General features: G+C 71.3%; 18 protein-coding genes. 5 read left to right on the top strand and 13 right to left on the bottom strand.

Going from position 1 to position 20,444, the window contains the following annotated elements; all coding sequences use genetic code 11:
- Positions 1–169 precede the first annotated feature (169 nt).
- Both KBX34_RS23030 and KBX34_RS34090 read left to right on the top strand, forming a co-directional pair.
- Positions 170–1,828: an FAD-dependent oxidoreductase gene (locus tag KBX34_RS23030; protein WP_210926876.1), complete on the top strand. Its 1,659-nt coding sequence runs from the start codon at positions 170–172 to the stop codon at positions 1,826–1,828.
- Positions 1,829–1,943: 115 nt separating this feature from the next.
- A complete protein-coding gene (locus tag KBX34_RS34090; RefSeq protein WP_210926874.1) occupies positions 1,944–3,389 on the top strand; it encodes an ATP-binding protein in 1,446 nt (481 codons plus the stop codon).
- A gap of 84 nt (positions 3,390–3,473) precedes the next feature.
- On the opposite strand, the gene KBX34_RS23020 is transcribed toward KBX34_RS34090, so the two are convergent.
- From KBX34_RS23020 to KBX34_RS22985, 8 genes are all read right to left on the bottom strand, one after another.
- Entirely contained in the window at positions 3,474–4,283 is an 810-nt protein-coding gene (locus KBX34_RS23020) for an SAM-dependent methyltransferase (protein WP_210926872.1), read from the bottom strand.
- A gap of 110 nt (positions 4,284–4,393) precedes the next feature.
- The gene (locus KBX34_RS23015) at positions 4,394–4,831 is read right to left on the bottom strand and encodes a hypothetical protein (protein ID WP_210926870.1); all 438 of its coding nucleotides are present in this window, start codon (positions 4,829–4,831) and stop codon (positions 4,394–4,396) included.
- A 53-nt stretch (positions 4,832–4,884) separates the two neighbouring features.
- Positions 4,885–5,394 (bottom strand): NUDIX domain-containing protein, encoded by a 510-nt coding sequence (locus KBX34_RS23010; protein WP_088948478.1) that lies wholly within the window; start codon positions 5,392–5,394, stop codon positions 4,885–4,887.
- A 52-nt stretch (positions 5,395–5,446) separates the two neighbouring features.
- Entirely contained in the window at positions 5,447–6,088 is a 642-nt protein-coding gene (locus tag KBX34_RS23005) for an SRPBCC family protein (RefSeq protein WP_141909660.1), read from the bottom strand.
- The gene (locus KBX34_RS23000) at positions 6,088–6,453 is read right to left on the bottom strand and encodes a helix-turn-helix transcriptional regulator (protein WP_088948476.1); all 366 of its coding nucleotides are present in this window, start codon (positions 6,451–6,453) and stop codon (positions 6,088–6,090) included. Before KBX34_RS23000 ends, KBX34_RS23005 begins: the two co-directional genes overlap by 1 nt.
- A gap of 27 nt (positions 6,454–6,480) precedes the next feature.
- The gene (locus KBX34_RS22995) at positions 6,481–8,577 is read right to left on the bottom strand and encodes a xanthine dehydrogenase family protein molybdopterin-binding subunit (RefSeq protein ID WP_210926868.1); all 2,097 of its coding nucleotides are present in this window, start codon (positions 8,575–8,577) and stop codon (positions 6,481–6,483) included.
- Positions 8,574–9,557 (bottom strand): xanthine dehydrogenase family protein subunit M, encoded by a 984-nt coding sequence (locus KBX34_RS34300; RefSeq protein WP_210926866.1) that lies wholly within the window; start codon positions 9,555–9,557, stop codon positions 8,574–8,576. Before KBX34_RS34300 ends, KBX34_RS22995 begins: the two co-directional genes overlap by 4 nt.
- Positions 9,554–10,051 carry a 2Fe-2S iron-sulfur cluster-binding protein gene (locus tag KBX34_RS22985; RefSeq protein WP_210926897.1) on the bottom strand — a complete coding sequence of 166 codons (498 nt, stop codon included), beginning with the start codon at positions 10,049–10,051 and terminating at the stop codon, positions 9,554–9,556. The genes KBX34_RS34300 and KBX34_RS22985 overlap by 4 nt, the downstream gene beginning before the upstream one ends.
- Before the next feature lie 119 nt (positions 10,052–10,170).
- Between KBX34_RS22985 and KBX34_RS22980 the strand changes: the two genes are divergently transcribed.
- Positions 10,171–10,758: an NTP transferase domain-containing protein gene (locus tag KBX34_RS22980; RefSeq protein WP_210926864.1), complete on the top strand. Its 588-nt coding sequence runs from the start codon at positions 10,171–10,173 to the stop codon at positions 10,756–10,758.
- Here the strand turns inward: KBX34_RS22980 and KBX34_RS22975 are convergent.
- The 5 genes from KBX34_RS22975 to KBX34_RS22955 form a co-directional block, all read right to left on the bottom strand.
- Positions 10,745–11,413, bottom strand: coding sequence for a TMEM175 family protein (locus KBX34_RS22975; protein ID WP_210926862.1), 669 nt, complete (start codon positions 11,411–11,413; stop codon positions 10,745–10,747). The genes KBX34_RS22980 and KBX34_RS22975 overlap by 14 nt on opposite strands.
- 105 nt (positions 11,414–11,518) lie before the next feature.
- Positions 11,519–12,895: a GH1 family beta-glucosidase gene (locus tag KBX34_RS22970; protein ID WP_210926860.1), complete on the bottom strand. Its 1,377-nt coding sequence runs from the start codon at positions 12,893–12,895 to the stop codon at positions 11,519–11,521.
- A 29-nt stretch (positions 12,896–12,924) separates the two neighbouring features.
- Positions 12,925–13,764: a carbohydrate ABC transporter permease gene (locus KBX34_RS22965; protein WP_088948469.1), complete on the bottom strand. Its 840-nt coding sequence runs from the start codon at positions 13,762–13,764 to the stop codon at positions 12,925–12,927.
- Positions 13,757–14,749, bottom strand: coding sequence for a carbohydrate ABC transporter permease (locus KBX34_RS22960; protein ID WP_210926858.1), 993 nt, complete (start codon positions 14,747–14,749; stop codon positions 13,757–13,759). Before KBX34_RS22960 ends, KBX34_RS22965 begins: the two co-directional genes overlap by 8 nt.
- A 70-nt stretch (positions 14,750–14,819) precedes the next feature.
- Positions 14,820–16,118 carry an ABC transporter substrate-binding protein gene (locus KBX34_RS22955; protein WP_210926856.1) on the bottom strand — a complete coding sequence of 433 codons (1,299 nt, stop codon included), beginning with the start codon at positions 16,116–16,118 and terminating at the stop codon, positions 14,820–14,822.
- A 236-nt stretch (positions 16,119–16,354) separates the two neighbouring features.
- On the opposite strand from KBX34_RS22955, the gene KBX34_RS22950 reads away from it, so the two are divergent.
- Positions 16,355–17,554: an ROK family transcriptional regulator gene (locus KBX34_RS22950; protein WP_210926854.1), complete on the top strand. Its 1,200-nt coding sequence runs from the start codon at positions 16,355–16,357 to the stop codon at positions 17,552–17,554.
- 231 nt (positions 17,555–17,785) lie between these two features.
- Positions 17,786–20,422: a discoidin domain-containing protein gene (locus KBX34_RS22945; RefSeq protein WP_210926852.1), complete on the top strand. Its 2,637-nt coding sequence runs from the start codon at positions 17,786–17,788 to the stop codon at positions 20,420–20,422.
- Positions 20,423–20,444: the final 22 nt, after the last annotated feature.

Here is a 20,444-nt window from a genome sequence, read left to right as displayed (position 1 = left end):
GGTGTCGCGTCCGCCATGGGCCCCCCGAGGTGTGCACGGCAACCGGGCGGGTCGCCGGTGTTCGGGCGCCCGTGCGGCTCACCGGCTTACCCGGTCCCGGGCCGGTCAACCGTGCGGTGGAGCTCACGCATTGGTGCGGTCGACCCGTGCCAGGTGGTTTCATGGCGCCATGGCGAACCCGGTGATCCTGACCGTCGACGACGACCCCGTGGTGTCCCGGGCGGTGGCCCGGGACGTCCGGCGCCGCTACGGCGACCGCTACCGGGTGCTGCGGGCCTCCTCCGGGCCGGAGGCGCTGGACGCGCTGCGAGAGGTCAAACTGCGCGGCGAACAGGTGGCGCTGCTGCTGGCCGACCACCGGATGCCGGAGATGACCGGGGTGGAGTTCCTCGAGGCGGCGATGGACATCTTCCCGGCCGCCCGCCGGGTGCTGCTCACCGCGTACGCGGACACCGACGCCGCGATCGAGGCCATCAACGTGGTCGACCTGGACCACTACCTGCTCAAGCCGTGGCATCCGCCGGAGGAGAAGCTGTACCCGGTGGTGGACGGGCTGTTGGAGGCGTGGGCTGTCACCCCGGACGCGGCCAGCGCCGAGATCCGGGTCGTCGGGCACCGCTGGTCGGCGCCGTCGTTCAAGGTCCGCGACTTCCTCGCCCGCAACCTGGTGCCGTACCGCTGGCTGCTGTCGGACGACCCGGAGGGCGTCCGCCTGCTCGACGCGGCCGGTGCCACCGAGGCGGACGTACCGCTGGTGGTGACCCCCGAGGGCAAGGCGCTGATCGCCCCGAATGAGACCGAGCTGGCCGCGCTGGCCGGGTTGACAGTGGTGCCGGCGTGCGACTTCTACGACCTGGTGGTGATCGGCGGTGGTCCGGCCGGCCTCGGCTCGGCGGTGTACGGCGCGTCGGAGGGGCTGCGGACCGTGCTCGTCGAGCGGCGGGCCACCGGTGGTCAGGCCGGGCAGAGCAGCCGGATCGAGAACTACCTGGGCTTCCCGGACGGCGTCTCCGGCGCGCAGTTGACCGACCGGGCCCGGCGGCAGGCGGTGAAGTTCGGCGCCGAGCTGCTCAGTGCCCGGGAGGTCGTCGGTCTCAGTGAGGCTGGGGGAGCCCGGCTGCTGCGCTTCGGCGACGGCACCGAGATCGCGGCGCACACAGTGGTGCTGGCCACCGGCGTGTCGTACCGGGTGCTCGACGCCCCCGGGCTGGCCGACTTCACCGGCCGGGGGGTGTTCTACGGTGCCGCCGCCACCGAGGCACCGAGCTGCGTCGAGCAGGAGGTCTACATCGTCGGCGGGGCCAACTCCGCCGGGCAGGCGGCGGTGCACTTCTCCCGGTACGCGTCGAAGGTGCACCTGCTGATCCGCGGCGCGGACCTGACCGCCTCGATGTCGCGTTACCTGATCGACCAGTTGGAACGGATCGACCGGATCACCGTGCACCCGTACACCGCCGTGGTCGGTGGGTCCGGGGAGGACCACCTGGAACGGCTCACCCTCTGCGACACGCGGACCGGGGAGTCCCGTTCGGTCGACACGTCCTGGCTGTTCATCTTCATCGGTGCGGAGCCGCGTACCGACTGGCTGGACGGGGTGCTGGTCCGCGACCCGCGCGGCTTCATCGTCACCGGCCCGGATCTGCTCGCCGGCGGACGACGGCCGGCGGGCTGGTCGTTGTCGCGCGACCCGTACCACCTGGAGACCAGCGTGCCGGGGGTGTTCGCCGCTGGTGACGTGCGCGCCGAGTCGGTCAAGCGGGTCGCCTCGGCCGTCGGCGAGGGTGCGATGGCCGTCTCGCTCGTGCACCGCTACCTGGAGGCCCAGTGAGCGCGAGGAGTGAGCCGGTTTTGCGAGCCCCGCAGTCGCGAACGAATGGTGGCCCAGTGAGCGCGAGGAGTGAGCCGGTTTTGCGAGCCCCGCAGTCGCGAACGAAGGAGGCCCAATGACCATGGAGTCTGATCGGCTGACACCCGAGCAGCTGCGTACCCTGTTCCTGTTCGAGGCCCTGGACGACGGCCAGCTCGACTGGTTGGCCGAGCGCGGCCGGGTCGAGCAGCGCGCCGGTGGCACCCTCGTGTACGCCGAGGGCGAGCCCGCGACCTGCTTCTTCGTGCTGGTGCGCGGCGCGGTGGCGCTGAGTCGGCAGGTGCGTGGTGACGACGTCGAGGTCAGCCGCACCGACCAGCGCGGCGTGTACGGCGGAGCTGTCCAGGCGTACCTCGGTGACCAGGTCGACCAGGTCTACCGCAACAGCCTGCGGGCGGTGACCGACGCGGACTTCTTCGTGTTGCCGGCGGAGGATTTCGCGCACGCGTTGCGGTCCTGGTTCCCGATGCCGATGCACCTGTTGGAGGGGTTGTTCTTCGGTATGCGGGACTCCCAGACCATCGTCGGTGAACGGGAGCGTCTGCTGGCGCTCGGTTCGCTCTCGGCGGGGCTGACCCACGAGCTGAACAACCCGGCGGCGGCGGCGGTGCGGGCCACCTCGGTGCTGCGCGACCGGGTCGCCGGGATGCGGCACAAGCTCGCGATGATCGCCGACGGGCGGCTCGACGGCAGGGCCCTGCACGGTCTCGTCGCGTTGCAGGAGGAGGCTGTCGCCCGGGTCGCCACCGCGCCGAAGTTGACCCCGATGGCCACGGCTGACGCCGAGGACACCCTGACCGACTGGTTGGAGGAGCACGGCGTCGGCGGCGCCTGGGACCTGGCGCCGATCCTGGTCGGCGGCGGGCTCGACACGGCCTGGCTGACGGAGGTGAAGGCTGCGGTCGGATCCGCCGACCTGGAGGCGGCGGTGCGGTGGCTCACCTACACGGTCGACACCGAGCTGCTGATGCGCGAGATCGGTGACGCGGTCACCCGGATCTCCGGCCTGGTGGGCGCCGCCAAGCAGTACTCGCAGTTGGACCGCGCGCCGCACCGGGTGGTGGACGTGCACGACCTGCTCGACGCCACCCTGGTGATGTTCAAGGGCAAGATCCCCGCCGAGGTCAAGCTGGTCCGCGAGTACGACCGCGGCATCCCGCCCATCCCGGCGTACGCGGCCGAGCTGAACCAGGTGTGGACCAACCTGATCGACAACGCGTTGGGCGCGATGGGGGAGAAGGGGGTGCTGACCGTCCACACGGGACGTGTCGGTGACTCGCTGGCGGTGGAGGTCACCGACACCGGCCCGGGTATCCCGCCCGAGGTGCGTCCGCGCATCTTCGAGCCGTTCTTCACCACCAAGCCGGTCGGCGCGGGCACCGGCCTGGGGCTGGACATCTCGTACCGGATCGTGGTGCACAAGCACCACGGCGACATTCGGGTGGAGACCGAGCCCGGACGGACCACGTTCCGGGTCCTGCTGCCACTCACGGAGGTGCCGGGCGACGCGCAGGCTACCTAGAGGCGCGTCGGGGAACTGGTCATGTCCGACGCCAGCAACCAACCTTCAAGCGACCCGCCGAACGGCGTACGGGGTGAAGAGGCGTCAGAGCACGCGGGCGACCCCGCAGTAGCCGTCCACCATGGCCGGGGGCCTGCTTTCAGTCCGCCAGTGCCCCAGCGGCACGACACCCGGCTCGACCAGGTCGAGGCCGTCGAAGAACGCCGTGAAGTCCGCGACCTCACGCAGGTGGTACGGCAGAGCACCGCTTTCGTTGTACTGCCGATGCGACTCGATGACCCGCTCGCTGGTAGCCGTACCGTCGGACATCGCCAGGAAGCTGCCCGGCGGTAGGGACGAGACCAGAGCGTTGACGATGGCCCGCGCCTCGGCCGGCTTCTCGACGTGACCCATGACGCCCAGCAGCATCAGCGCGATCGGCGCACTGAAGTCCAGTGTGTCCCGAGCGTCCTGGACGATCCTCTCCGGGTCGCGCAGGTCGGCGTCGACATACTGGGTGGCACCCTCCTGGCTGCTGGTCAGCAGCACCCGGGCGTGCGCGAGAACCATCGGGTCGTTGTCGACGTAGACGACGCGCGCCTGCGGCGTGATCCGTTGGGCGACCTCGTGGGTGTTGTCGGCCGTGGGTAGGCCGGTACCGACGTCGAGGAACTGGCGGATCCCCGCCTCCGCGGCGAGATAGGTTACGGCTCGTCCGAGAAACGCGCGCGAATACCGGGCCGCCTCGACGATTTCCGGGAAGACCGCCCGTACCTGTTGGCCGACCTCGCGATCCGGGGCGAAGTTGTCCTTACCGCCGAGCCAGTAGTTCCACACCCGTGCCGAGTGCGGCACCGTCGTGTCCAGCTTGGCGGCCGAACCTCCCACCGGCTGCTCAGTGTGGTCCTGCGACATGTCCGTCTCCCCTTACCAGCCATGCGATGTCGAGGTCGTAGCCTAGCGGCGCGGCGACGCTCGCTGATACTGCGGATCGACGTAACCCTTGATGGCGGCAACGGCCACGGTCAGAGGTCGTCGGGCCACCAGAATGGATCGAGGCTCTTGCCGTGGCCGTGTGGGCAGGTGCCGTATCCGGTGCTGGAGACGTTCCAGTGGCGGTGGCAGTACGGTGCGTCGCAGGGGCCGCAGAAGCCAGCGTCATCGTAGAAGCCAGCAGTCGTCACGGCGGCGAACCGGTACGGCTCGGTGAAGGCAGCGGCGATCCGCGTCGCTCTCGCCAGATCGACCGGGTCGCCGGTGCCATTGCCGGCCTCGATGCCGGAGAAGATCAGCCACCACTGCTGGTCGCCATGACGCTGTCGGGCGGCGTCGAGCACGTCGCGTTCCTGCGGTGAGCGGTCGGCCCAGTCGGCGGGCTTGGCACCGGGGGCGACGAGTTCGACGTGTGTCGCGGGTCGGCCGCACACCGCGCAGGGCGGGTGGGCTGCGAACGCCTGCACCATGTCCTCATCATCTCCTACGAACGTGTCGGACGACCCGGCGCAGCGTCGGTGACTCAGGAGGTGGGTGTCAAAAACTCGGCCAGGACCCGTGTGTGGGTGGAGAACGCCAGCTCGACCGGGTCGGTGAGCACCAGCCACTCGGTCGCCTCCTCGGTCGGCGTCGACGGTGGCAGATCCTCGGCCGCTCGCTCGGGCAGCACCCCGAAGATCATCATCGTGCCGCCCGCCGGGGCGCCGTGCACCGCGAACAGTCGCGCGTCCTCGGCCGCGGCGACCAGGCCGGTTTCCTCCCGCAGCTCACGGACGAGGGCGTCGGACCACTCCTCGCCGTACTCGATGAAGCCGCCGGGCAGCGCGAGCAGGCCGCGGGCCGGCTCGATGTCCCGGCGGACGACCACCACGCCCAGGCCCTCGGCCGTGCGGACCGGCAGCACCGCGACCGCCACGGGCAGGGGGTTGCGCCAGACCGTCTCACCGCAGGCCGCGCAGACCCGCGGCCATCCGGCGGCCGGCGGGTAGGCGGCGCCGCAGTAGGAGCAGTGCGAGTACGGCGTGCCGGTCATCCGCAGCACGTTACCCCGGTCGCCGCTCTTGCTGCCGCGCCGCCGCCCGCGCTCAGGCCTGCGGGGCGCCGGTGTAGAAGGCGGTGGTGCGCTCGGCGGCGGCCTTTGCCTCGTCGGCGTCGGTGCCGGCGGCGATGCTTGCCTCACCCCACAGGTGGCTGCTCAGCTCCATGGCCCGCCGTCCCTCGGCGGAGGCGGTCCACTCGGCGCCCTGCTCCGGGGTGATCCCGCTGCCGTCGCCGGCCAGGTGCGAGGCGAGGCCGAGCAGCCCGAGGTCCCAGCCGACGCCGACCGCGCCCGGCCCGAACTGGGCCCACCGGTCCTGGTCGACGTGCGCGATGTGGTCCAGGTCGAGGCGGGCCCGCTCGTCGCCGACCGGGGTGACCCGCACCTCGATCCAGCTCACCTCGCCGCCCATCTCCCAGGTGGCGGTGAAGCGGCGCGGCGGCTCGCAGCTCTCCACGGTGCCGCCGGCGTTGCCCTGTAGCTGGTACGTGCCGCCCAGCCGCAGGTCACCGGTGATCGGCAGGAACCAGCGCGGGATGCGCTCGGCGCTGGTGCAGGCGTCCCACAGGTCCTCGGCGGTCGCCTGGTAGGTCTGGCTGATCGTGGTCACCCGAGCCTCACCGGCCTCCAGGGTGCGGCTGCCGACCTTCCGCTGCACGGCGTTGATCTGCTCGGTCGCGTCGAACATCAGGTGTTCCTCTCGTCGGGTGGGTCGGCGGGCCCACGCAGCCGACGCTCGCGTCGGCCCCGGGCCAGCTCGGTGGCGAGTGCCGCCAGGGGTGGGGTCCAGAACCGGCGGAAGTGCTCCAGCCAGCCGTCGACCTCGCGCAGCGGGCGCGGGTCGACCGCGTACAACCGCCGGGTGCCCTCCGGCCGCACGGTGGCGAAGCCGTTGTCCCGTAACACCTTGAGGTGCTGGGACACGGCAGGTTGGGAGATGCCGAACTCGTCGCGGATGACCGCGCTGACCGCGCCGGCGGTCTGCTCGCCGTCGGCGAGCAGCTCCAGGATGCGGCGCCGGACCGGATCGCCCAGCACGTCGAAGGCGTGCACGACGACTTTATATCACCACCGGCTTATTTAAGCCAAGGCTGATGCGCCTACGAGTTTGTCCAACCGGATCGGCAGGTCCCGGACCCGTACGCCGGTGGCGTGGTGCACCGCGTTGGCGATCGCCGCCGCCGCCCCGACGATGCCGATCTCACCGATGCCCTTCACGCCGGCCGGGTTCAGCTCGTCGTCGTGCTCGTCGAGCCAGTACGCCTCGATGGACTCCACGTCCGCGCAGCCGGTGATGTGATACGTGGCCAGGTCGTGGTTGACCCAGTCGCCGTACCGCTCGTCGAGCAGTCCCTCCTCGTGCAGGGCCATCGACAGCCCCATCGTCATGCCGCCGATGAGTTGGCTGCGCGCCGTCGTCGGGTTCACCACCCGGCCGGCCGCGAACACGCCGAGCATCCGGTTCAGCCGTACCTCGCCGGTGTCCGCGTCCACCCTCACCTCGGCGAACTGCGCCCCGTACGCGTACCGGGGGAGCGCCGGCTGCCCGCCCACCTCGTCGGTGGTGTCGGCATCGGCGGACACCTCGTCCGTCGGTACGCCGCCCGGGTTGTCCCGCAGCTTCTCGCGCAGCGCCTGACCGGCCCGGATCACCGCCCAGCTCCAACTGGCGGTGCCCATCGAGCCCCCGGCCACCGGCGCGGCCGGCAGGGCGGTGTCGCCGATCTGGATCTCCACCCGCTCCGGAGGCACCCCGAGCGCGTCGGCGGCCACCTGCCAGATCGCCGTCCGGGCGCCGGTGCCGATGTCGGTGGCGTTGATCTGGACCAGGAAGCTCCCGTCGGGGCGGGCGGTGGCCCTGGCCGACGACGGCCTGGCCCGGGCCGGGTAGCTCGACCCGGCCACCCCCGTGCCGATCAGCCAGCGACCGTCGCGCCGGGCGCGGGGCGTCGGGTCCCGGTCCGTCCAGCCGAACCGCTGCGCACCCTCGCGCAGGCAGGCCACCAGGTTGCGGCTGGTGAACGGCCGCCCCTGGTCGGGGTCGACCTCCGTGTCGTTGCGGATGCGCAGCTCCACCGGGTCGATGCCGACGGCGATGGCCAGCTCGTCCATCGCCGACTCCAGGGCGTACGCGCCGGGGCACTCGCCGGGGGCGCGCATCCAGAACGGCGTGGGCACGTCGAGGCGGACCAGCCGGTGGGTCGTGCGGCGGTGGGGTGCGGCGTACATGCTGCGGGTGTAGACGGCCGTCTGCTCGGCGAACTCGCGGATGGTCGACGTCTGGCTGATCGCGTCGTGGCAGATGGCGGTGAGTCGCCCGTCGGCGTCGGCGGCGAGGCGGACCCGCTGGATGGTGGGGGTGCGGTAGCCGACCGGCCCGAAGAGCTGTTGGCGGGTCAGCGCCAGTTTGACCGGTCGGTCCACGTGCCGGGCCGCGAGGGCGGTCAGCACCACAGCGGCCTTGGCGTACCCCTTGCTGCCGAAACCGCCACCGACGTGTTCGGTGACGACCCGCACCGACTCCGGGGACACCTCGAACAGCTCGGCGAGGGTGCCCCGCACCGACGACGCGCCCTGGTTGGAGTCGTGCACCAGCAGCCGTCCGTCGCGCCACTGCGCCGTCGTGGCGTGCGGCTCCATCGGGTTGTTGTGGTACGCCGGGGTGCGGTACGTGGCGTCCACCCGCACCGGGGCTGCCGCGTACCCGGCGTCGAAGTCACCCTCGGCGGTGTCCGTCGGATAGCTGGGGTTGACGTGGTCCGGCTGGTACAGGCCGGGGTGGTCGTCGGTGAGCACCGTGCTGTGCGGGGCGGCGTCGTAGTCGATCCGGACCAGCCGGGCGCCCTCGCGGGCCGCCTCCAGGCTGGTGGCCACCACCACGGCGACGAACTGCCCCCGGTAGTGCACCGCCGGATCCTGCAACAGCCACAGCTCCGGCTCGGGGCCGGCCGCGAGGCGGGGCGCGTTGCCGTGGTGCAGGACCGCCAGCACTCCCGGGGAGGCGAGCGCCTCCGACGTGTCGACCCGGGTGATCCGGCCCCGTACCACCGCCGACGGCACCGCCCAGCCGTAGGTGATCCCGTCCACCGGGTACTCCACGGCGTAGCGGGCCGTGCCGGTGACCTTCTCGCGGCCCTCCAGCCGGGGGTACGCGTGGCCAACCGCGTCGGTGCTCACGACGACGCCAGCTCGCTGAGCGCCCGCACCGTGATGGCCCGGGTGAGCGGCACCTTGAAACCGTTGTGCCGCAACGGGCGGGCCTCGGCCAGCTCCGCGTCGGCGGCCCGGGCGGCCAGCTCGGGGCTGAACGGTCGGCCCCGCAGCTCCTCCTCGGCCCGATACGCCCGCCACGGTCGGTGGGCCACCGCCCCGTACGCCAGCCGGACGTCGCGGACCACGTCGCCGTCGAGGTCCAGCACCGCGGCCACCGAGCCGGCGGCGAAGGCGAACGAGGCCCGGTCGCGCACCTTGAGGTACGTCGAGCGGCGCGCGGCCGGCAGCGGTGGCAACCGGACGGCGGTGATCAGCGTGCCCCGGGCCAGGGTGGTCTCCCGTTCCGGGTGGGTGCCGGGGGAGCGGTACAGGGCGGTGAGCGGGACGTCGCGCGGCCCGTCTGCCTCGTGCACCTCCACCACCGTGTCGAGTGCGGCCAGCGCCACGGCCAGGTCGGACGGGTGGGTGGCCACGCACTGCTCGGACCAGTCCAGCACCGCCAGGTCGCGGTTCTGACCGTGCAGGGCGGCGCAACCGCTGCCCGGTTCACGCTTGTTGCACGCCTTGCCCGTGTCCTGGAAGTAGAGGCAGCGGGTGCGCTGCAACAGGTTGCCGCCGGTGGTGGCCATGTTGCGCAGCTGTCCGGAGGCGGCGGCGAGCAGGGCGCGGGCCAGCACCGGGTAGTTCCGGCGGACCACCGGGTGGGCCGCGAGGTCGCTGTTGCGGACGGTCGCGCCGATCCGCAGCCCGCCGTCGGGCAACTCCTCGACGGTGTCCAGCGGGAGCCGGGTCACGTCGACCAGCACGTCGGGGCGTTGCACCCCGAGTTTCATCAGATCCACCAGGTTCGTGCCGCCGCCCAGGTACGCGGCCTGCGGCTCGGCCGCCAGCACGGCGACCGCCTCCGCCACGTCGGCGGGCCGGTGGTAGCGGAACGCCCTCACGAGGACGCCGCCGTCTCGCGCACGGCCGCGACGATGTGCGGGTACGCGGCACACCGGCACAGGTTGCCGGCCATCCGTTCCCGGATCTCCGCGTCGGTCAGCTCGGCCGGTGCGCTCAGGTCGTCGGTGACGGCGCTGGGCCAGCCTCGGGCGACCTCGTCGAGCATGCCGCGGGCGGAGCAGAGCTGCCCGGGTGTGCAGTAGCCGCACTGGAACGCGTCGTGGGCGATGAACGCGGCCTGCAACGGGGACAGCTCGTCGGGCCCGGCCAGCCCTTCGACGCTGACCACCGAACGGCCGTCCAGTGTGACAGCGAAGACCAGACAGCTCTTCACCCGGCGACCGTCCAGCAGCACCGTGCAGGAGCCGCACTGGCCGTGGTCGCAGCCCTTCTTCGCCCCGGTCAGGTCGAGGTGCTCGCGCAGCGCGTCCAGCAGCGTGGTGCGGTTGTCCAGCGTCACCTCGCGGGGCGAGCCGTTGACCTCGAACGTCACCCGGGACGAGTGCCGCTCGTCGGTCGTCGTCGCGTTCTCGGGTCCGCCCTGCACCGGCCCAGACTAGCTTTGTCGGTACATCTGAGGGCGAATAACGCAAAGCCGTTCGTACGGGGGTGATGCCGGTGATCGCAGGGCTGCTGCTGGCCGCCGGCGCGGGGCGGCGGTACGGCCGTCCGAAGGCGCTGGTCGAGCTGGACGGGGTGCCGCTGGTGCGGCGCGGGATCACGCTGCTCCGCGATGGTGGTTGCACACCCGTGCACGTGGTGCTCGGCGCCGGCGCCGACAACGTGCCCGATCTGCCCGGCGCGGTGCGGGTCCGACACGACGGCTGGCCCGAAGGGCTGGGATCGTCACTGCGCCGGGGCTTGGCCTCCCTGCCGGCCGACGTACCGGCCGCGGTCGTGGTCCTCGTCGACCAGCCGCTGCTCAGCCCGGTCGCGGTCCGCCGGGTGCGGGCCGCGTACGCCGGCGGTGCGCTCGTCGCGGTCGCCACCTACGCCGGTCGGCCGGGACACCCGGTGCTCCTGGCTCGGGAGACCTGGCCGCTGCTGGACCGGTACGCCGTCGGCGACCGGGGTGCCCGCGACCTGCTGCGCGACCGGCCGGACCTGGTGGTCGAGGTGCCCTGCGACGACGTCGGCGCACCGCTCGACGTGGACACCCCGGCCGACCTGCTGCGGCTGCGCGCCCTCAGCGACGGGTGAGCCAGCGGGGCAACCCCTCGCTGGTCACCGCGTGATAGGTGATCATGACGATGACGCCGATCAGGCCCAGCAGCGGGTTGACGAACCAGCCGAGCAGACCGCTGAGCCCGTAGAGCACCAGGCCGGTGACCGGTCGCAGCCGCTGGGTACGCGCGTACTCGGGACTGACCCCACGCCTCAGCAGCGCCGGGTGCCGATGCAGGTAGCCGAAGAACACCAGCCAGGGGGCCGACATCAGCGCGGCGGACAGCGCGTACAGGGCGACGGCCGCGCGCTGGTCGTCGATGTCGCCGTGGGTGAACGCCGACGCCAGCACCGCCGTGGGGAACGGAATGATCACCGCGCCGAAGAGCACGCCGAGGTTGATCCAGCTCAGCGTGAGCGTGGTGCCGCGGATCAGCCGCAGCAGCGCGTGGTGGTTGAGCCAGAGCACCCCGATGTAGACGAAGGACACCACGAAGGCCAGGTAGGAGGCGCCCTCGCCGAGCAGGCCGGTCAGCAGCTCGCCCTCGTGGTATTCCGGCACCCGCAACTCGATGACCAGCAGGGTGATGACGATGGCGAAGACGCCGTCGCTGAACGCCGTCATCCGGTCGATCCCGGACACCTGCGCTCCGGCGTCGGGCTGCTCGACCTCGTCGGGTGCTGCGGACATTGCCGCAGGCTAGCCACCGGGCGTGGCGGCAGGTGGCGGTTTCGTCCGATCGGAACGGGAACGGCCGCCCGGGTTGCCCCGGGCGGCCGACCGCACCGCCCCCGATCAGGCCACCGGTGCGGCCGTCCCGGTCGTGCGGGCGAGACGCTGGTGCGCGCGGATCAGCTCGGCGTAACGCAGGCCGCTCGCCTTCACCGTCCGGGTCTGGGTCGGGTAGTCGACGTGCACCAACCCGAAGCGCTTGTCATAGCCGTACGCCCACTCGAAGTTGTCCAGCAGCGACCAGACGAAGTAGCCGTCCAGCGGCACACCCCGGGCCACCGCCGACGCGCACGCCGCCAGGTGCTGCTCCAGGTGGTCGGTGCGCTCCTTGTCCTCCACCCTGCCGTCCGCGGTGACCTCGTCCGGCCAGGCCGAACCGCTCTCGGTGACGATGATCCGACCGGGCCGGTACTCCTCGTGCACGTCGACCAGCAGCCGCTCCAGCCCCGCCGGGTACATCTCCCAGCCCATCGCGGTCTCCACCGAACCGGGCACCGGCACCTGCCGGGCGTACGGTGCCGCGCCGGTCGGGTCGTCGACCACCAGTTGACGGAAGTAGTAGTTCACCCCGAGGAAGTCGGTGGGCGTGGCGATCACCGCGAGGTCGTCGCCGCGTACCGGTGGCTCGACGCCGTAGGTGGCGATCATGTCGGCGGGGTAGCCCCGCCCGTGGATCGGGTCCAGCCACCACCGGTTGACGTGCCCGTCCGCCCGGCGGGCAGCCGCGACGTCCTCGGGTCGGTCGGTGGCCGCCTCGATCGGGCTGAGGTTGAGCACCAGGCCCACCGAGGCCGGCCGGGTGGCGTTGGCGCGGATCGCCTGAGTGGCCAGCCCGTGCCCGAGCAGCACGTGGTGCGAGGCGTGCACCGCGCGGGTGAGGTCCCGCTCGCCGGGGGCCATCCGCCCCTCCAGGTGCCCGATCCAGCACACGCAGAGCGGCTCGTTGACCGTGTTCCAGTCGCCGACCCGGTCACCGAGGCGGGCGGCCACCACCGCCGCGTAATCGGCGAACGCTTCGGCGGTGGACCGCTCCGGCCAACCGCCCCGGTCCTGCAACGCCTGCGGCAGATCCCAGTGGTAGAGGGTGACGAACGGCCGGATCCCGTCGGCGAGCAGCGTGTCGACGAGCCGGTCGTAGAAGTCCAGCCCGGCGGAATTGACCCGCCCGACACCGTCGGGCATCACCCGGGGCCAGGCCACCGAGAAACGGTACGCGTCCACGCCGAGCCGGCGCAGCAACGCGAAGTCCTCGGGCCACCGGTGGTAGTGGTCGCAGGCCACCGCGCCGGTGTCGCCGTTGTCGACGTTGCCGGGGGTCGCCGAGAAGGTGTCCCAGATGGACGGTGCCCGGCCGTCGACGTCGACGGCCCCCTCGATCTGGTATGCCGCCGTGGCGACGCCCCAGAGGAAGTCGGGTGGCAGCTTGGACAGGTCGGGCACGGGACGGATCTCCTCTGGGTTTGGATGACTCACTTGACCGCGCCGGCGGTGAGGCCGGCGACGAAGTAGCGCTGCAGGGCCAGGAAGCCGACGACGACCGGGATGCTGACCACCAGCGAGGCGGCCATGATCTGGTTCCAGTAGACGTTGAACTGGGTGGAGTAGCCCTGGAGGCCGACGGCCAGGGTGCGGCTGCCCTCGTCGGTCATCACCGACGCGAAGAGCACCTCACCCCAGGCGGTCATGAACGCGTACACGGTGACCGCGACGACGCCGGGCACTGCGGCCGGCAGGATCACCTGGAACAGGGTGCGCAGCGGACCTGCGCCGTCGACCTGCGCCGCCTCGTCCAGCCCGCGAGGGATCGAGTCGAAGTAGCCGACCAGCATCCAGATCGAGAACGGCAACGAGAAGGTCAGGTACGTGATCACCAGGCCGGTACGGCTGGCGTACAGCTCGATGCCGGTCGCGTTGCCCAGGTTGACGTAGATGAGGAACAGCGGCAGCAGGAACAGGATGCCGGGGAACATCTGGGTGGACAGCACCGTCACCGAGAAGACTCCCCGGCCGCGGAACCGGTACCGGCTCACCGCGAACGCGGCGAAGATGGCCACCACCACCGAGCAGACCGCCGCGATGGTCGACACCACCAGGCTGTTCACCAGGTAACGGGCCAGCGGGACGGTGCTCCACATGTCCACGAACGGTTGCAGCGTCGGCCGGCTGGGCCACCAGGTGAAGCCGTTCTGCACGTCCTGCAACGGCTTCGCCGCGGAGGTGACCATCACGTAGAGCGGGATGACGACGAAGAGGGTGAGCAGGGTCAGCACGATGCGCCGGCCCCAGCGCTCACCGGCGGTCTCACGCATGGTCGTCCCTCCGACGGTTGGTGATCAGCAGGTACACGGCCGAGACGACCAGCAGGAACAGCAGCAGCGCCACGGACATGGCCGAGCCGGAGCCGAAGTCCCAGGTCTTGAAGGAGCTGCGGTAGATGTGGATGGAGATGAGGTCGGCCTGCTCCGGCGCGGAGCCGCCGAAGAGCACGAACGGGGTGTTGAAGTCGTTGAACGTCCACAGGAACAGCACCAGCAGCAGCACGAGGTTCACCGGCCGCAGCATCGGCAGGGTGATCGAGCGCAGCCGGCGCCAGAACCCGGCGCCGTCGATCGCGGCGGCCTCGTACATCTCGCCCGGCACGTTCTGCAGACCCGCCATCAGGCACAGGAACGCGAACGGCCAGTTGCGCCACACCGACACCACCAGCAGCGACCAGAAGCTGTTGTCGCCGATCAACCAGAACGGCCGCTCGCCCAGCAGCCCGAGCTGGTCGACGAGGACGTGGTTGACCAGGCCGGTGTCGCGCTGCAGCAGGAAGCTCCAGGTGATCACCGCGGCGTAGACCGGCAGGGCGTACGGGGTGAGGAACAGCGCACGCAGGATCGCCCTCCCCCGGAAGGGCCGTTGCAGCACGACGGCCGCCGAGATGCCGAGCAGCCAGGCGAACCCGACCGAGAGCACGCTGTAGGCCAGGGTGACCCAGAACGAGTGCAGCAGTTCCTTGCCGGCGGCGCTGTTCAGGTCGAGCGTCGCCCGGTAGTTCTCGAACCCGATGAAGGGTGCGGTGGACCAGTCGCGAATGTGGAACTGGGTCAGCTCCAGCATGCTCATCCAGACGCCGACCACCATCGGGATGACGTGGATGGCGAGTTCCAGCACGATGGCCGGTGCGAGCAGCAGGTACGGCAGGAGTGAGCGGCGGGGGCCGCGGGGCCGGCGGGCCGGCCTCCGGGCCGGTGACCCGCCCCGGGGTTCGCGCCGGTCGGCGTCCGGCGCGGTGGTGCTGGTTGCCATCGGGGTCCTCTCGGAGGCGGTGGCCGTGGCCGGGCTCAGCGCCCGACCACGGCCACCGGTGACGCCTGGGTCAGCGCATCTTCTGCTGCGCGTCGGTCAGCTTCGCCTTCACCGACGCCTCGGTGACCGGCTTGCCGCTGGCCGCGTCCGCGAACAGCTCCTTCATCGCGGTGCCGACCAGGGTCTCGAAGGTGCTCTCCTCGGGCACCTGCGGGAGCGGGGCCGCGGTGGTGACCAGGGTCTCCTGGATGGTCTTCTGCTCCGTGGCGCTGAACGCCGGGTCGGAGCCCGCGGTCTTCACCGCCGGCAGCGAGCCGTACGTCTTGTTGAGGAGCGTCTGCTCCTCGTCGCTGGTCATGAACCTGACGAAGCTCAGCGCGCCGTCCTTGTTCTTGGTGTGCTTGAAGACCGCCATGTTGATCCCGGCGACCATGCTGTTGACCTTCTTGCCGCCGGGCGGCGGGCTGGCCAGGAACGGCACCGGGGCCACCCCGTACGCGTCGGCCGGCATGTTCTGCGTCTTCAGGTTCGAGCCGGCGGACTGCCACAGCAGCATGGCGGCCTTGCCGTTGGCGAAGTCGGAGACCGACTGGTTCTGCGCGTACTCGGCGTTGCTCGGGTTGGTGATCTTGTCGGCGGCCATGAAGTCGATGTAGCGCTTGATCGCCGAGACGTTCTGCGGGGTGTCGAAGGTCGGCTTGCCGGCCGAGTCGAACCACTCACCGCCGTACTGCTGGCTGAAGGTGAACGCGTGGTGGGCGTTCTCCGACGGGTTGGCCCCCTCGATCGCCAGGCCCCACTTGCCGCCGGTGCTCAGCTTCTTGCCGTACTCGGCGAGCTGCTCCCAGGTGGTCGGCGGTGCGGTGATGCCGGCGTCGGCGAACGACTTCTTGTTGTAGTACAGGCTGTACGCCATGCTGTAGAGCGGCACGGCGGCCGGCGGCTTGCCGGGGGCGCCCGCGGCGGCGAGCGCGGCCGGCACGATCCGGTCCTTGCCGCCGACGGCCTGCAGGGCGGCGTCGTCGAACTCGACCAACGCGCCGGTGGCCTGCAACGAGGCCGACCAAGTGTTGCCGATGTTGACCACGTCCGGGCCCTTGCCGGAGGCGGCGGCCGCGAGCAGGCGGTTGAGCAGGTCCGACCACGGGACCACCTCGACGGTGACCTTGATCCCGGTCTGCTTCTCGAACTTGTCCAGCTCGGGCTGGAGGATCGTCTTGTCGGCCTCCAGGCTGGCGCCCTGGTTGCTGGCCCAGTAGGTGAGGGTCTTGGGTGATGCGGCGGAGTCGTCGCCGGAGCCACCGCAGGCGGTCAGTGAGGCGGCGGCCAGTACGGCGGCGGTGAATATCCCGAGGTGTCGTCTCGACACGGGTCAGCCCTTCCGGTGCGTGGTGGGGGTCCGCCGACCTTCGTCACCGATAGGGGTCGGGCGACGGGGGCCGGCTGCGGACAGGGTTCGGGGGTGCGCCGTCGGGGTCCGTCGGCGTTTCCCGGGAGTTACATCACGGCTTAAATTATGTCGTCATTAAAGTTGCTGGCCGGTGGGTCGTCAAGCACGAGGCGGTTACAGTCGCCTCGAACGGCCGACGGGAAACGAGGTGACGAGTGGAGCTGGCGCGTGCCACCAACCGCAGTGTGCGGCTGCGCAACCGGTCTGCCCTGCTGACCAAGCTCTTCCTCGACGGCCCTCTCACCCGGCAGGACCTGGTGCGCAGCACGGGCCTGAGTCAGCCGGCGGTCAGCAACGTGGTGGCCGACATGATCGACGAGGGGCTGGTCGCCGAGGCCGGCGCCGCCGAGTCCGACGGCGGTCGGCCCAGCATGCTGCTGCGGATCGCACCCCGGTTCGCCTTCGTGGTCGGCGTGGACGTCGGCGAGACCCGCGTCCGGGTGGAGCTGTTCGACTTCGCGATGACCCTGCTGGCCAGCATCGAGTACCCGCTCGACCCGGCCCGGACCGAGCCGGACCTGGTGGCCGGGCACGTGGTGGCCGGCATCGACGCGGTGACCGCCCAGGCGCAGGTGGCCCCCGGCGACGTGCTCGGCGTCGGCATCGGCGTCTCGGGCGTGGTCGAGCAGGGCGCCGAGGCGGTCGTGCACGCCCAGGCCCTCGGCTGGGACCGGGTGCCGCTGGAGCGTCTGATCGGCGCCGGCACCGATCTGCCGCTGCACATCGACAACGGCGCCAAGACCCTCGGCCAGGCCGAGATGTGGTTCGGCGCCGGCCGGGGCGCCCGGCACGCCGTCTTCGCGCTTGTCGGCTCCGGGGTCGGCGCGTCGGTGGTGACCAACGGCGCCACCTACCGGGGTGCGTCCAGCAGCGCGGGGGAGTGGGGGCACACCACCCTCGTGTACGGCGGCCGGGCCTGCCGGTGCGGCGCGCGCGGCTGCCTGGAGGCGTACGTGGGCGCCGAGGCGATCATCGACCGCTACCGGGAGGCGCGCCGGGGTCGACCGGTGCCCGGCGAGGACGAGGAGTCCCAGATCGCCGCGCTGGTCGCCGCCGCCGAGACCTCGGCCACCGCCCGGCGGGTGCTGGACGACACCGCCGGCTACCTCGGTGCCGGGGTGGCCAACCTGATCAACCTGTTCAACCCGGAGCGGGTGGTGCTCGGCGGATGGGCGGCGATGGCGCTGGGCGACCTGCTGCCGGCCGTCCGGGAGGCCGCCGGCCGGCAGGCGCTGCGCCAGCCGTACGAGCAGGCGTCGATCGAGTTGTGCCGGCTCGGCGTGGACGCCGTGGCGCTGGGCGCCGCCACCCTGCCGATCGCCCGCTTCCTCACCGAGGGCGGCATCCGCCGCTGAGCCGGAACGACGGCGCCGGCAACGGCAAATTACACAAAACCCGAAGCTCGGGATAAATAACGGTGTTATAGATCGATGTCTTGACGCCGTCGCAATCTCGCCGCAACACTCACTCGAGAGCGCTCTCCCGGTCCGCGGCGCCGCCCATCGCTGGCACCACCCACGGCACCACGGGGCCCAACCCGATCCCACCCGTCCGGCATCCGTAACCCCCTATCGACAGGCGATGTCATGACATCTCGTGCAATATCCGCACGCCCGCGTCCCCGACGGGCCGTCCGGCACCTGATCGTCGGGCTCACCGTGGCCCTGGTCGCGGCGCTCACCCCGGCCGGTGCCACCACACCCGCGCAGGCCGCACCCACCCTGCTCTCCCAGGGCCGCCCCGCCACCGCGTCGTCCACCGAGAACGCCGGCACCCCGGCCTCCGCCGCGGTCGACGGCAACACCGGCACCCGCTGGGCCAGCGCGTTCAGCGACCCGCAGTGGCTCCAGGTCGACCTGGGCGCCCGGGCAACCATCAGCCAGGTGAACCTGCTCTGGGAGGGCGCCTACGGACGCGCCTTCCAGCTCCAGACCTCCGACGACGGCGCCACCTGGACAACGATCTACTCGACCACCACCGGCACCGGCGGCACCCAGAACCTCACCGTCACCGGCGCCGGCCGCTACGTGCGGATGAACGGCACCGCCCGGGGCACCGGCTACGGCTACTCGCTCTGGGAGTTCCAGGTCTACGGCGAGACCGGCGGCAGCACGCCCACCTGCGGCAGCACCAACGTCGCGCAGGGCAGCCCGGCGACCGCGTCGTCCACGCAGGACGCCGGCCTCGCGGCATCCGCCGCGGTCGACGGCAACACCGGCACCCGGTGGGCCAGCGCCGCCAGTGACCCGCAGTGGCTGCGCGTCGACCTGGGCAGCACCCGCACGATCTGCCGGGTGGTGCTCACCTGGGAGGCCGCGTACGCCCGGGCCTTCCAGCTCCAGACCTCGGCCGACGGTGCCACCTGGACCACCATCTACTCGACCACCACGGGCACCGGCGGCACGCAGTCGCTCACCGTCAGCGGCACCGGCCGGTACCTGCGGATGTACGGCACCGCCCGAGGCACCGCGTACGGCTACTCGCTGTGGGAGCTGGCCGTGAACACCACCGGCGGCGGGACCGGCGAGCCACCGGTCGACACGACCGACCCGCGCAACCCGAACCTCGGGCCGAACACGTTCGTCTTCGACCCGAGCACCCCGACGTCGGCCATCCAGAGTCGACTGAACACCCTCTTCACCCAGCAGGAGACCAACCAGTTCGGCCCGCAGCGCTACGCGGTGCTGTTCAAGCCCGGCACCTACACCGCCGACGTCAACCTCGGCTTCTTCACCCAGGTCGCCGGCCTCGGCCTGAGCCCGGACGACGTCAACCTCAACGGTCACGTGCGCACCGAGGCGTTCTGGTTCGGCGGCAACGCCACCCAGAACTTCTGGCGGGCCGCCGAGAACCTGTCGGTCTCCCTGCCCGCCGGGCAGACCGTGGAGCGCTGGGCGGTGTCCCAGGCGGCGCCGTACCGGCGGATGCACCTGCGCGGCGCGCAGAACCAGATCCAGCTCTGGAACGGCGGAGACGGCTGGTCCAGCGGTGGCCTGATGGCCGACACCCGCGTCGACGGCCTGGTCGTCTCCGGCTCGCAGCAGCAGTGGTACTCACGCAACAGCGAGTTCGGCAACGGCTGGACCGGCTCGGTGTGGAACATGGTCTTCCAGGGCGTCAACGGCGCTCCCGCGCCGAGCTTCCCCAACCCGTCGCACACCGTCATCGGCCAGACCCCGCAGGTGCGGGAGAAGCCGTTCCTCTACGTCGACGGCACCGGTGAGTACCGGGTCTTCGTGCCGGCGCTGCGCACCAACTCGACCGGCACCAGCTGGTACAACAAGACCCCGGCCGGTTCGTCCATCTCGCTGTCGCAGTTCTACGTCGTCCAGCCGGGCACCAGCGCGGCCACCATCAACGCGGCCCTCGCCCAGGGCCGGCACCTGCTCTTCACCCCGGGCGTGCACCACGTCACCGAACCGATCCAGGTCAACCGCGCCGACACTGTCGTCCTCGGCCTCGGTCTGGCCACCATCCAGGCCGACAACGGCAGCGTGGGGATGCGGGTGGCCGATGTGGACGGCGTCAAGGTGGCCGGCCTGATGTTCGAGGCCGGCACCACGAACTCGCCGGTGCTGATGGAGGTCGGGCCGTCCGGCTCGTCCGCGAGCCACGCCAGCAACCCGACCTCGCTGCACGACGTGTTCTTCCGCATCGGCGGCCCACACGTCGGCAAGGCCACCAACACGTTGACCGTCAACAGCGACAACGTGATCGGTGACCACATGTGGCTGTGGCGGGCCGACCACGCGGCCAGCGGCGTACCCACCGGGTGGACGCTGAACACCGCCGACACCGGGCTCACGGTCAACGGCGACAACGTCACCATGTACGGCCTCTTCGTCGAGCACTACCAGAAGTACCAGACCGTCTGGAACGGCAACGGCGGCCGGACGTACTTCTACCAGAACGAGCTGCCGTACGACCCGCCCAACCAGGCGGCCTGGATGAACGGGTCTACCCGGGGCTACGCCGCGTACAAGGTCGCCGATTCGGTGACCAGCCACCAGGCGTGGGGGCTGGGCAGCTACAGCTACTTCAACGTGAACCCCGCCGTCGTGGAGGAGCGGGCCTTCGAGGTGCCCAACAACCCGAACGTGCGCTTCACCAACATGGTCACCGTCTCGCTCGGTGGCGTCGGCACCATCAACCGGGTGATCAACAACGCCGGTGGCACCGCGAACGCGGCCAACCAGCAGGTGTACCTGACCACCTACCCCTGACCGGGGCGCCCGCGCCGGCCCG

The sequence above is a fragment of the Micromonospora sp. M61 genome (assembly GCF_018070245.1).
Classification (GTDB): Bacteria; Actinomycetota; Actinomycetes; order Mycobacteriales; family Micromonosporaceae; genus Micromonospora; species Micromonospora zamorensis.
The sequence above is the reverse complement of the archived record's forward strand: the minus strand, read 5'-3'. Positions and strand labels throughout refer to the sequence as shown.